Raw genomic sequence first — 12,985 nt, 5'->3', positions numbered from 1 at the left:
AGGAACAATTGTCCCTTGGTCGACCATAGTAGCTAAGGCTTAAATATGAGCTTCGAGGCGAATCGAAAAACCAAACATTGCCCTTCTTGGTTGCCGAAATCTTCACAAGAGCGGGAGTAAGCGGTTTTCAGACGATAAAAATCAAAAGACAAATGCTTTTTTCGCAGTCTGATGAGCGATTTTGCTCAAAAACATCGATTTTATAAGGTTAATTCAGATTGCGAGGTGGCCATGTAACCTGGGTTGCACGCGGGACGGCGGACGATCATTCAGGCGCGGATCTGTTCGGAAAGTGGAAGCGCATTACGCGCCGGCTCCTCCATGATGCGGAACGAGAGCGGCTGCGAACTGGCGTCGTTGATTGTGCCCGATTTCCCCCGCGAGCGACTTATTTGGCGGCCATCTGATCGGCCAGTGCCTGCGCCTGGGAGAGCAGCGCCGGGAAGGTCGGGTCTCCCGGCAGGTGCTGGGCCATGCAGGCGCGATAGTCGCTATCGCCTTTGTCCCAGGCGGCGTTGGAGGACTCGAAGGCTTTTTCGTCCTTGAGGTCCGAAGCCTGGTAGGCCTCCTGGAATTTCTGCGCGGCGGCATCCGCAGCAGCCCAGACGGCGTCGCAGGCGGCGATCTTCGGGACGGCAGGCGCCGCCGGCGCTGCTGTGATCATGACGCTCTTGCCTTTGACGAGTGTAACGATGACCTCCTGCTCGTAGATCGGTCCGACGTCCTGCGTCCAGCCGCCGAGCCTTGCGAAGGCAATGTCGGCGCCTTCAGGCTTCTTCAGCGGAAAGTCGAGCATTCCCTCAAAAGCCGCGTCGCTGTTGATCGCCTGGGTGTAGAAAGCATCGACCTTCAGCGCCGCATCGATGCCGGCGGGCAGTTTGAAACTCTCGTCGGTCTCGGCGGCTTTGGCCTGGAGCCAGCGCTCCAGCAGCCCTCGCGTCGTTGCCACCAGGCTGGGGCCGTCATCGCCTTTGGTGTAGCGCAGCCCGTCGAGCATGCCAGAGCCGATATCGGAGTCGCTGAGGCTTTCGATATTGATCGTGCCGGTTGCCGGAAAACCCTTGACCGCCAGCGGACCGATGATGCCCGAAAGGCGCTGTTGCAGGTCGGCCAGCGCCTTCTCGTTCTCGGCGTCGATCGTTTCGATTGCAGCATTCGCATCGTTCAGCGCCGAAATGGCCGCAATCGCCTTGTCGCGCGCAGCGATATAGTCATCCTCCGGGGACGCCGCGAAAGCAGCGCTGGTCGCCAGCACGAACAGAAACGTCCAGACCAACCGCATGATGAACCCTCCGCTTATCGAGAGCTCATCGCGTGGCTTGGTGGCGATTGTGCGGCGGCGGGCGCACCGAGAGCCGACATGGTCGCGGTCAATGTCGATTACGCCGCCGCGGCGCGTCGTCAGGAATGCCTGTTCTGGCGCGGGGCGGATCTACCCACTGTCGCATAGGCAAACGCTTAAGATGCGAGCGCCGCGATTAACCATCGCTTAACTATCCGGTCGCCTTTAATTCAATTCTGGAGGATATTGATTTCGGGGCAACGAAGCGGCGAGCTGCCTTACGGAACCAGAGCGCAATTGTCCTACCGGCGCATCTTCGCTCGTGCGCCACAGCCGAAATAAGCGGCGGAACACCGTCGTCTCGCGGGGAGGCGCCATCATCACAGCTGATGAGGAGCGCCAGAATGAAGATCGAAGAAGCAGTTACGGCCGTGACGTCAGAAGCGAGCACGCTGATGTCTTGCCTCGGCCTGCCCGTTATCGCCTACCACGTCACGGCAATCATGCGGGAGGCAGACCTGGAACACGCCAGGCAGATGCAGCTCGCTCTGATGCGACGAAGCGTCGAGGCGCTTGTCGATGATGGCCTGGAGGACGTTGTTGCCGAATATTTTGCATCCCAGTTCGACGGTCGCGTCGGCTTGACCTGGAGGCTCCTGCACGCGTCCGGCGGCGCGTCGCACTGACCAAATCGGTCTCGATTAACTCCGACGTGTCGGCTTCCGGCGCTAGAGCGCAAATAGCCTCCGGATACGCCGCCGGTCTGTTAGTGGTTCCTAAACCGCGCCAGCATTATGTTTGCCGATTGGCGGCGGAACCACCAGATGAATGGCTTCAAGCGAACGTTCGGATTCGGCCTGATCCTGTTGATGGCCGCTGCGGCGGCGGTGGCTCTGCACGTCAACGGCCAAAGGAACTTCGAGCTTGCCCAGAAGCGATATCTGGAAAATTCGCGTGCCGCTTCGCGAGCTACCGCTAAGACAGTCGAAGATGCGCTCCACGCTATCTATGAGAATGTCCGTACGTTGACGTTCCTGCCGAGCGTCAGGAACCTCGACCGGCATGGCACCAACCTTGGCGACGAAGGGCGTGCAACGATCCAGCAAATCTATAACAACCTGGCCAACAATGTCTCGATTTCCGAGGTTTACTTCCTGCCGCTGGATTTCGACCCGGATCGTTTCGACCCGGTTACTGGCAAGCTGGAAGAGCCAATCCTGCAGTTCGACCAGCTCATTGTTAATGCCAAGGCGAGATCGGCGGCGGCTGCCAACCAGGGAAGCGGCAAGCTGGATGAGTCGGCGCTCACGCGACCGCCCGAGGAAGTCGAGACCTATGAATATCATGAATTGGCCAAACAGCTGGCCTGGCTGAAGGCGAATTATCCCGACTCGACCAACATCGATGGGCTTGACGTTCCGGTGATCAGCACGAAGGAACTGATAACTTGCGACAACACCGGCTTCATCCACACCGGCAACGATGCCGACCGGTCCGGCTTCATTCTGTCGATTCCCGTTTTCGGGCTGGACGGAAAGCTTCGCGGGTCCGTATCCGCGATCATGCTGACCTCGGCGCTCAGGAAACTGCTGCCGGGAAACGACTATGTGATCGTCAATTCGGGATACGGCTTCGAGTCCGACCAGCATAAAATGTCGCAGGCGCTGGCGGCCGATTCGCAATCTTTCACTGTCCCGGATTCCAATCTCATTTACTCCGAGGTCATTCCGCTGTCGCTCAACGACGCCAGAAGCGCCTGGCGCCTCTGGGCAGGTTTTCCCAACGCCAGGTTCGCCAGCAACGCGGATGTCCAGTCCGTTCGGGAATTCGAGTTGGCGGGCTATGCCGCCGTCGGGGTCGTTACCGCGCTGGCGCTGCTTTGCTGGTATGCCATCGGCCGCACCATGATCATGCAGGCCCACGCCGCCGAGACCTTGGAGCGCAGGGTTGAGGAGCGCACCGCCCAAATCCAGCACCTTGCCTCGCATGATATCCTCACCGGGCTTCCCAACCGTGGACTGCTGGCCGAAACGATGGATGAGGCGCTCGGCGACCTCCTGGAAGGAGAGAAGCTTGCCGTGCACTGCGTGGATCTGGACCGCTTCAAGCCGGTCAACGACACGCTGGGACACCCGGTGGGCGACGACCTGCTGCGGGCCGTGGCCGACCGGCTGAGGCACCAGGCCGGCGAAGCCGCAATGGCTGCCCGCATCGGCGGGGACGAGTTCGTCGTCATCCAGCTTCTGTCCGGCGGGGATGACCAGGCGGGAGCCCTGGCGGGGCGCATAATCAATGCCTTGTCCGAGGAATTCTCCATCCAGGGGCACATCGTCAACATCGGCTGCAGCGTCGGGATCGCTGTCTTTCCAGACGATGGACGGAATTCGGAAGTGCTGATCCGCAACGCCGATCTTGCCCTCTACAAGGCCAAGATGGAGGGTCGCGGCACCTGCAGGTCGTTTGAACCCGGCATGGACGCAAGGCTGCAGGAGCGTCGCCAATTCGAAGCCGAACTGGCACAGGCCGTACCGAATGGGCAATTCGTCCTTCACTATCAACCGCTCCACGATGCCAGGACGTCCATGCTCACCGGGTTCGAGGCACTGGTCCGGTGGAACCATCCCGTGCGCGGCCTGTTGCCGCCGGCCGATTTCATCCAGCTGGCGGAGGACACGGGGGTAATCGACCGTCTGGGAGAATGGATCCTGCGCCAGGCCTGCAGCGATGCCGCGAAGTGGCCGGCCAACATAAAGGTCGCGGTCAATCTCTCGCCTGCGCAGTTCAAGCAGCAAGGACTGCCGCTGCTGGTTGCCTCGGCACTCGACGTATCGGGCCTTTTGGCGTCGCGCCTCGAACTCGAGATTACCGAATCGGTTCTGCTGGCGCACAACGAAAATACCATCCAGACGCTGCACAGCCTGCGCGACCTCGGTATCACGATTGCCATGGATGATTTCGGAACCGGCTATTCGTCCCTGAGCTATCTGCGCTCCTTCCCCTTCGACCGGATAAAGATCGACCGCAGTTTTGTCAGCCTGATGTGCGAGAGCAGCGAAAGCAGGGCGATCGTGAAGGCGGTCGCCGAACTTGGTGCCACGCTCGGCATGACCACGACGGCTGAAGGCGTGGAGACCGAAGCCCAGTATCAGCTGGTCAAGGAAAATGGCTGCACCGATGTCCAGGGCTGGTTCTTCGGCCGCGCAGTGCCGCAGGCCGAGGTTTCCGCGCTTTTCAATGAGAAGAAACTGACTGCGTGAGGGCATTCGCCCTGCGAAGCTCCCATCGGCAACGAGACGAATCGGCAATCAATATCGGCGCATGGCGCAGTGCGGGTTCTAGTTCTCTCCACCGCCGCCTTCACACGGCCCATCGCCGGACCAGGATTGCCACAGGTTGGGGGCAGTTCGGCGATCCGCGATCCGCTCATGGGTTCAAGCCCCATTTCAGGAGCGCGATCCTGGACGCGTGGGGTCCACGCTCATGGTTGTCTGATCTGCGTTCATGGCGAGCGCGACGCGCCGACGCTCCGGACTGGTCGAGGGAGTTGATCGGGTATACGCTTCTCAATCACCGTGTCGGCCCAGGGAGAGCCAGATGCGTGAACTGATTGGAAGCGTGCTTATCTATTTGGCTGCTCTCACGACCGCCCAAGGCGGTCCGCTTCACGAGGCGGCCAAGAACGGGGACCTGGCCGCCATCGCAGCGGCCCTCGATGCAGGGGCGGCCATCGAGGAGCAGGACAAGGGAGCTACTCCTCTCTTCTTGGCAGTTCGAAGCCACCATCCCGAGGCGGCGGAACTGCTGATCAAGCGCGGCGCCGGTGTGAGCAAGGAGTCGGCGCTCGGTCTGCCGATCACCGTTGCTGTCCTGAAGGGTTACGCCGACCTCATGCAACTGTTGTTGTCACATGGTGCTGACCCCAATGCCAAAGCGAGAGGCGGCGAGCCCATGTTGCACTTCGCGGTCGCGAACGGCTGTCTCGATTGCGTCAAGGTGCTCGTTGAAGCCGGCGCAGACGTGAACGCCATCTGGATCCAGGGTGACCCCGCCCGTCTACCGGGCATTATTACGCCCTACCACCTTGCAAAGCACGACGGCCATGCCGACATCGCCGCCTACCTGCAGGCTCATGGGGTCGTCATTCTGAAGCCCGAGCCGATTTCCGCAAAGCTGGCAAACGGTGACCCGGCAAAGGGCGCGGCGTTCTTTGCTTCCAACTGCTCTTTCTGTCATGTCGTGCGTGCACAGGATGTACCCACCAAGGGGCCGAACTTGTGGAACGTTGTCGGACGCGACAAGGCATCGACAAAGTTCGACGGCTACTCCCAAACCCTCTTGGCCTGGGAGGGTTCGTGGACGTACGAGGATCTCAACATTTTTCTCGCCGGTCCTACTCTCACGACGCCGGGCGTGAACATGGACGTTCGCGGCGCACCCGATGAAGCTGACCGGCTGAGCGTGATCGCCTATCTGCGAACGCTTGCCGACTCGCCGGTTCCGCTGCCCTGAGCTGCCTAGCGCGCGGCGTCCGCTCCTGGTCGCTGCCGGCGAGCCAACGTATTCTCTTCGATCCATGGTCCCAACCGGTCAGGCCGACCGCCCCTTCACCCCTTCCGCTTCTCCACCTCAGCCTTCCTTAGCAAAAACCGCTGGATCTTGCCGCTCGGCGTCTTCGGCAATTCCGTCACGAACTCTACCTCGCGCGGGTAAGCGTGCGCTGAGAGGCGCTTCTTCACATGCTGCGCCAGCTCTTCCGCAAGTGCATCGCCGCCCTGGTAAGCCGGCGCCAGCACCACGAAGGCCTTGACGATCTCGGTGCGCTGCGGATCGGGCACGCCGACGACGGCCGCTTCGTTGACCGCCGGATGCTCGATCAGAGCGCTTTCGACGTCGAATGGGCCGATGCGGTAGCCGGCCGAGGTGATGACGTCGTCGGCCCTGCCAATGAAGGAGACCGAGCCGTCCGGCTCGTACTCCACCGTATCGCCGGTGCGGTAGTAGCCGCCTGATATCGCCGGCGTCTGCGCCTGGTGATAGCCGTCGAACCAGCGCAGAGGCGACTTCGCGATGTCGACGGCGAGGATGCCGGGCTGGTTGGGACCGAGCTCGTTGCCGGCCTCGTCCAGCACCACCATGCGGTAGCCGGGCATGGCGAAGCCGGCCGAGCCCGCGCGCACGGGATGGGCGAGCCCATGATGGTTGTTGACCATCATGCCGTTTTCGGTCTGGCCGTAATGATCGTGGATCGGGGCGGCGAGATTGGCGTCGAACCAGCGGATCACTTCCGGATTGAGTGGTTCGCCGGCGCTGCTCACCACGCGCAATCTGCCTTTGACACGGGCCGCGGCTTCCGCGCCTTCCGCCATCAGCAGGCGATAGGCGGTGGGCGAGCCGGCAAGGCTGGTGACGCCGAGTCGCTCGATGATGTCGTAGGTGCTTTTGGCGTTGAAAGCGCCTTCATAGAAGGTGGTGGCGATGCCGAGCTGCAAGGGCCCGGTGATGGCGTAGTAGAGGCCATAGGCCCAGCCGGGATCGGCGATGTTCCAGAAAATGTCGTCGGGCAGCAAGCCGATCGCCTCGCGCATATAGGCGCCGAAGGCCAGCAGGGCGCGGAGCGGCACCGGCACGCCCTTGGGCAGGCCTGTGGTGCCGGAGGTCGACATCATCATGAACAGGTCGTCGCCCTTGCGCATCACCGGTTCGCAGTCGGGCGAGGCGGCGGCAAGCGCGGCGCGAAAATCCATGTGGCCTTCCGGCGGCGCCTCGCCGAGGCCAAGAATGGTCGCGATTTGCGCAGGTGTCTCGACCTCGTCGAGCTTGCCGCGATTGGCCGGGTTGGTGACCACGATCTTGGCGCCGCTGTAGCCAAGACGGTGCTCGATGGCCTTCGGGCCGAAGGCGGTGAACAACGGCTGGTAGACCGCGCCCATGCGCCATGTGCCGAGGATGACCGCCACCAATTCGGGGATGCGCGGCAGCATGCCGGCGACGACATCGCCGGCACCGACGCCGGCGGCCTTGAGCACATTGGCGGCGCGACCCGACATGTCGGCGAGCTCGTCGAAGCTGAATTCGCGCAATTCGCCGCTGGCCGAGATCGCGCGCAGCGCCACCCGGTTTTCACCGGTGTAGCGGCCGCAGCATTCGACATAGGCATTGATGCCGGTTGTAGGGTTGCCATGCAACCGGGCGATCTCGTCCTCGATGCGAAAGCGCTGAACGGCATCCTCGTAGCGCGGCATCTTGCTCATGGCAGTCCTCCCTAAGCAGCGCCCATCTCCCCTTGGAACGCCTTATGTGCCAGATTGCCCGAAATCGTTGCGTTGGTCGATTGCGGCGAAAGTCGAGGGAAGAGGCCAGGCTTGGCGTTCCGTCGCACCCCCCTCTGTCCTGCCGGACATCTCCCCCGCAAGGGGGGAGATTGGCAGTTTTGCTCGTGGCGCTTTTCTTGCGACGATGGTGATTGGCGAAAGCCTAGACGAAATCCGATCTCCCCCCTTGCGGGGGAGATGGCCGGCAGGCCAGAGGGGGGTGGGCGGGAACTCTACGGACAAAAGGTCGGCGGCAACAGGTTGACCAACTCCGTCATCCGGTCGATAGCTCCGCCCAAATTGCTGCCCCGAGACCCCGATGAACACAGACCCCAATCTCAAAGCCGCCAATGGCGACACCGCCTGGCAGGACGATGTCCGCGCCGGCGTCCGCCATGTCCGCGATCTCGCCTCGCTGCCGCTGTCACCCGCCGAGCGGGCGGCGGCGCACGAGGCGGCCGCGCGGCACAAGGTGCGTGCCCCAAAAACCTATCTCGACCTGATCGACTGGAACGATCCCGCCGATCCGATCCGCGCGCAGGTCATTCCATCGCCGGATGAGCTGGTGGAAACGGAAGGCGAGCTCGACGATCCGATCGCCGACCATGCCTTCAGCCCGGTGCCGCGATTGACGCATCGCCATGCCGACCGGGTGCTGTTGTTCCCGACCTATCAGTGCGCGGTCTATTGCCGTTTCTGTTTCCGCAAGGAATCCCTGACGTCGATCGGCCGCGGGTACACGCGAGAGGCTCTGGAAGAGGCCTTTGCCTATATCGAAGCCCACACCGAAATCCGCGAAGTGATCCTGACCGGCGGCGATCCGCTGTCCTTGCCGGACAAGGCGCTGGCCGAAATCCGCGCCCGCATCGAGACGATCGCCCATGTGCGGTTGCTGCGCATCCACACGCGCGTACCTGTCGTACTGCCCGCGCGGATTACGCCGGGGCTGGTTGGCGCCTTGCAGGGTCGATTGATGGTCACAGTGGTCACCCATTTCAACCACGCGCGCGAGATCACGCCGGCCACCGAGATGGCCTGTCGCATCCTGCGCCAGGCAGGCTTCGTGCTGCTCAACCAGAGCGTCCTGCTCAAGGGCGTCAACGACACGGTGGAAGTGCTGGAGGAACTCTGCCGAGAGTTGATGTACCGGCTCGGCATCAAGCCCTATTACCTGCACCACGGTGACCTCGCGCGCGGCATGGCGCATCGGCGCACCACCATTGCCGAGGGGCAGGCGCTGGCCGGCGCTCTGCGCGCCCGCCTGTCGGGCATCTGCAATCCCGTCTATGTGCTGGACCTGCCGGAAGGCGGCGGCAAGGTGCCGCTTGGCCCGTGCTCCATCGAGGCGCGGGAAGGGGACAACTGGCGCATTCGCGGCCAGGATGGCGAGGTGAGACTATATCGGGACGTAGTGGGATAGGCACGGCGCGGCACCGGTTCCGCCAATGATCGCTGCCTGCCATGGTGTGGATCGTGATGATTGACTGCACCTAGCTTTTGACACGACACGTTCGCCTGCATCTCGTATATTGACATAAAGATATCCTTATGTGATGGTTGTCGTCTCAAGGATAAGAAATGTCGCAGAATTCTGCATCGCTGGACGCATTGTTCGGCCCCGTCGCGGCCAAGCCCGACGGTTCGGAAGTGCTTGCGGCGCTCACTGCGGCAGCGCGCGAGCGCATTCTGATCCTCGACGGCGCCATGGGCACGCAGATCCAGGGCCTGGGTTTTGACGAGGAGCATTTCCGCGGCGAGGCCTTCGCCGGCTGCGCCTGTCACCAGCAAGGCAACAACGACCTCTTGATCCTCACGCAGCCGACGGCGATCGAGGAGATCCACTACCAATACGCCATTGCCGGCGCTGACATTCTTGAGACCAACACCTTTTCCTCGACGTCGATCGCGCAGGCCGACTACGCCATGGAGGATGCCGTCTATGCGCTGAACCGCGACGGTGCGCGGCTGGTGCGCCGCGCCGCCATTCGCGCCGAGCAAGAGGACGGCAAGCGCCGCTTCGTAGCCGGTGCGCTCGGGCCGACCAACCGCACCGCCTCGATGTCGCCCGACGTCAACAATCCCGGCTACCGTGCCGTGACCTTCGACGATTTGCGCCTGGCCTATGGCGAGCAGCTGCGCGGCCTGATCGACGGCGGCGCCGACATCATCCTGATCGAGACCATTTTCGACACGCTGAACGCCAAGGCGGCGATCTTCGCCTGCAACGAGATTTTCATCGAGAAAGAGGTTCGCCTGCCGGTGATGATTTCGGGCACCATCACCGATCTCTCCGGCCGCACGCTGTCGGGCCAGACGCCGACCGCCTTCTGGCATTCGGTGCGCCATGCCAGCCCGTTCACCATCGGCCTCAACTGCGCACTCGGCGCCAACGCCATGCGCGCGCATCTGGCCGAAATATCGGGTGCCGCAGACACCTTCGTCTGCGCTTATCCGAATGCTGGCCTGCCCAACGAATTCGGCCGCTATGACGAGAGCCCGGACTTCATGGCCGCGCAGATCGAGGATTTCGCGCGGGAAGGGCTGGTCAATGTCGTCGGCGGCTGCTGCGGCTCGACGCCGGACCACATCCGGGCGATTGCCGAAGCGGTCAAAAAATATCCGCCGCGCGCCATTCCCGAGATCGAGCGCAAGATGCGCCTGTCCGGGCTGGAGCCGTTCACGCTGACCGACGAGATTCCCTTCGTCAACGTCGGCGAGCGCACCAATGTCACGGGATCGGCCAAGTTCCGAAAACTGATCACGGCGGGCGACTATGTCCCGGCGCTCGACGTGGCGCGCGATCAGGTCGCCAATGGCGCCCAGATCATCGACATCAACATGGACGAGGGCCTGATCGATTCGAAGAAGGCGATGGTCGAGTATCTCAACCTGATCGCCGCCGAGCCGGATATCGCCCGGGTGCCCGTCATGGTCGACTCCTCGAAATGGGAGATCATCGAGGCCGGGCTGAAATGCGTGCAGGGCAAGCCGCTGGTCAACTCCATCTCGATGAAGGAAGGCGAGGAAGCCTTCCTGCACCATGCCAGGCTCGTGCGGGCCTATGGCGCAGCCGTGGTCGTGATGGCTTTTGATGAAGCCGGCCAGGCCGACACCAAGGCGCGCAAGGTCGAGATCTGCACCCGCGCCTACACGCTGCTCACCGAACAGGCAGGCTTTCCGGCCGAGGACATCATCTTCGACCCCAATGTCTTCGCCGTCGCCACCGGCATCGAGGAGCACGACAATTACGGCGTCGACTTCATCGAGGCCACCGGCGAGATCACCTCGACACTGCCGCATGTCCATATTTCGGGCGGCGTGTCGAACCTGTCCTTCTCGTTCCGCGGCAACGAGCCGGTGCGCGAGGCCATGCACGCGGTGTTCCTCTACCATGCCATCCAGCGCGGGATGGATATGGGCATCGTCAATGCCGGCCAATTGGCCGTCTACGACATGATCGAGCCGGAGCTGCGCGAAGCCTGCGAGGATGTCGTGCTCAACCGCGCGCCCAAGGCCGGCGGCACCGCCACCGAGCGCATGCTGGAGATCGCCGAACGCTTCAAGGGCACGGCCGGCAAGGAAGGCAAGGAGCGCGATCTCGCCTGGCGCGAGCTGCCGGTCGAACAGCGGATTTCGCATGCGCTGGTCAACGGCATCACCGAATTCATCGACGCCGACACCGAGGAAGCGCGCCTGGCGGCCGAGCGGCCGCTGCATGTCATCGAAGGTCCGCTGATGGCCGGCATGAATGTCGTCGGCGACCTGTTCGGGGCGGGAAAAATGTTCCTGCCGCAAGTGGTGAAGTCTGCGCGTGTCATGAAACAGGCGGTGGCCGGGCTGCTGCCGCATATGGAGGCCGAGAAACTGGCCAACGCCGCCAACGGCATCGACAATGGCGAGCGCCAGACGGCAGGCAAAATCCTGATGGCGACGGTGAAGGGCGATGTCCACGACATCGGCAAGAACATCGTCGGCGTCGTGCTTGCCTGCAACAATTACGAGATCATCGATCTAGGCGTCATGGTGCCGGCGGCCAAAATCCTGCAGACGGCGCGCGACAAACAAGTCGACATCATCGGCCTGTCCGGCCTGATCACGCCGTCGCTCGACGAGATGGTGCACATGGCCGCCGAGATGGAGCGCGAGGGCTTCGACATCCCGCTCCTGATCGGCGGCGCGACGACCAGCCGCGTGCACACGGCGGTGAAGATCCATCCACGCTACGCCAAGGGGCAGACTGTCTACGTCACCGACGCCAGCCGGGCGGTCGGCGTGGTCTCGGCGCTGTTGTCCAACGACGGCAAGGCCGACTATGTCGACACCGTGCGGGCCGAGTACAAGAGGGTCGCCGACGCGCATGCCCGCTCGGAAGCAGACAAGCAGCGGCTGCCGCTCGCCAAGGCGAGGGCCAATGCGCACAAGATCGACTGGTCTGCCTACCAGCCGCCGGAGCCGTCCTTCACCGGCGTTAAAGTGTTCGCCAACTGGGATCTGACGGAGCTCTCGCGCTACATCGACTGGACGCCTTTCTTCCAGACCTGGGAGCTGAAGGGCCGCTACCCCAAGATCCTCGAGGACGAAGCGCAGGGACCCGCCGCGCGCCAGCTGTTCGAGGATGCGCAGGCGATGCTGGAGAAAATCATCGCGGAAAAATGGTTCGCGCCGCGTGGCGTCATCGGCTTCTGGCCGGCCAACGCCGTCGGCGACGACATCAGGCTGTTCACGGACGAGGGGCGTTCACAGGAGCTGGCGACCTTCTTCATGCTGCGCCAGCAGCTGACCAAGCGCGACGGCAAGGCCAATGTCGCGCTGTCGGATTTCATCGCGCCGGCCGACAGCGGCAAGGCCGATTACATCGGCGGCTTCATCGTCACCGCCGGGATCGAGGAGGTGGCGATCGCCGAGCGCTTCGAGCGCGCCAATGACGACTATTCCTCGATCATGGTCAAGGCGCTGGCCGACCGCTTCGCCGAAGCCTTTGCCGAGCGCATGCACGAAAAGGTGCGCAAGGAATTCTGGGGCTATGCCGCCGACGAAAATCTGGCGCCGGACGAACTGATCGGCGAGCCTTATCGCGGCATCCGCCCGGCGCCCGGATATCCCGCGCAGCCCGACCATACCGAAAAGGCGACTTTGTTCAGGCTGCTCGACGGCGAGCGCAATGCCGGCGTCAGCCTGACCGAAAGCTATGCGATGTGGCCGGGCTCCTCGGTGTCCGGCATCTATCTCGCCCATCCCGAAAGCTATTATTTCGGCGTCGCCAAGGTCGAACGCGACCAGGTCGAGGACTACGCGCGCCGCAAGGCCATGCCGCTGGCCGAAGTCGAGCGATGGCTCGGCCCGATCCTCAATTATGTGCCGCAGCACTATGCCGAGGCGGCGGAGTAGGCAC

Annotated in this window: 7 protein-coding genes; 5 read left to right on the top strand and 2 right to left on the bottom strand. The window is 62.8% G+C overall.

Annotated features, from left to right (window positions below):
• Positions 1–388 precede the first annotated feature (388 nt).
• On the bottom strand, positions 389–1,282 hold the full coding sequence (locus ACWGTI_RS17170; protein WP_454588210.1) for a hypothetical protein: 894 nt from the start codon (positions 1,280–1,282) through the stop codon (positions 389–391).
• Positions 1,283–1,686: 404 nt separating this feature from the next.
• Here ACWGTI_RS17170 and ACWGTI_RS17165 point away from each other — a divergent pair, with 404 nt between their 5' ends.
• The 3 genes from ACWGTI_RS17165 to ACWGTI_RS17155 all read left to right on the top strand — a co-directional run bounded on the left by ACWGTI_RS17165 (position 1,687) and on the right by ACWGTI_RS17155 (position 5,791).
• A complete protein-coding gene (locus ACWGTI_RS17165) occupies positions 1,687–1,968 on the top strand; it encodes a hypothetical protein (protein WP_454588209.1) in 282 nt (93 codons plus the stop codon).
• Positions 1,969–2,106: 138 nt separating this feature from the next.
• Positions 2,107–4,539, top strand: coding sequence for a putative bifunctional diguanylate cyclase/phosphodiesterase (locus tag ACWGTI_RS17160; RefSeq protein ID WP_454588208.1), 2,433 nt, complete (start codon positions 2,107–2,109; stop codon positions 4,537–4,539).
• A 337-nt stretch (positions 4,540–4,876) separates the two neighbouring features.
• Positions 4,877–5,791 carry an ankyrin repeat domain-containing protein gene (locus ACWGTI_RS17155; protein ID WP_454588207.1) on the top strand — a complete coding sequence of 305 codons (915 nt, stop codon included), beginning with the start codon at positions 4,877–4,879 and terminating at the stop codon, positions 5,789–5,791.
• A gap of 95 nt (positions 5,792–5,886) precedes the next feature.
• Here ACWGTI_RS17155 and ACWGTI_RS17150 read toward each other — a convergent pair whose 3' ends face one another.
• A complete protein-coding gene (locus tag ACWGTI_RS17150) occupies positions 5,887–7,533 on the bottom strand; it encodes an acyl-CoA synthetase (RefSeq protein ID WP_454588206.1) in 1,647 nt (548 codons plus the stop codon).
• A 379-nt stretch (positions 7,534–7,912) separates the two neighbouring features.
• Here ACWGTI_RS17150 and ACWGTI_RS17145 point away from each other — a divergent pair, with 379 nt between their 5' ends.
• Both ACWGTI_RS17145 and metH read left to right on the top strand, forming a co-directional pair.
• The gene (locus ACWGTI_RS17145) at positions 7,913–9,013 is read left to right on the top strand and encodes a KamA family radical SAM protein (RefSeq protein ID WP_454588205.1); all 1,101 of its coding nucleotides are present in this window, start codon (positions 7,913–7,915) and stop codon (positions 9,011–9,013) included.
• Positions 9,014–9,171: 158 nt separating this feature from the next.
• Positions 9,172–12,981, top strand: a complete 3,810-nt coding sequence (gene metH / locus ACWGTI_RS17140) for a methionine synthase (RefSeq protein WP_454588204.1) — start codon at positions 9,172–9,174, stop codon at positions 12,979–12,981.
• Positions 12,982–12,985 lie beyond the last annotated feature (4 nt).

It is taken from the genome of Mesorhizobium sp. ArgA1 (genome assembly GCF_053714375.1).
The sequence above is the reverse complement of the archived record's forward strand: the minus strand, read 5'-3'. Positions and strand labels throughout refer to the sequence as shown.

Bases quoted from the DNA above. Each gene is read 5' to 3' on its own strand.
- ACWGTI_RS17170 (WP_454588210.1), bottom strand. From the start codon at position 1,282: ATGCGGTTGGTCTGGACGTTTCTGTTCGTGCTGGCGACCAGCGCTGCT.
- ACWGTI_RS17165 (WP_454588209.1), top strand. From the start codon at position 1,687: ATGAAGATCGAAGAAGCAGTTACGGCCGTGACGTCAGAAGCGAGCACG.
- ACWGTI_RS17160 (WP_454588208.1), top strand. From the start codon at position 2,107: ATGAATGGCTTCAAGCGAACGTTCGGATTCGGCCTGATCCTGTTGATG.
- ACWGTI_RS17155 (WP_454588207.1), top strand. From the start codon at position 4,877: ATGCGTGAACTGATTGGAAGCGTGCTTATCTATTTGGCTGCTCTCACG.
- ACWGTI_RS17150 (WP_454588206.1), bottom strand. From the start codon at position 7,533: ATGAGCAAGATGCCGCGCTACGAGGATGCCGTTCAGCGCTTTCGCATC.
- ACWGTI_RS17145 (WP_454588205.1), top strand. From the start codon at position 7,913: ATGAACACAGACCCCAATCTCAAAGCCGCCAATGGCGACACCGCCTGG.
- metH (WP_454588204.1), top strand. From the start codon at position 9,172: ATGTCGCAGAATTCTGCATCGCTGGACGCATTGTTCGGCCCCGTCGCG.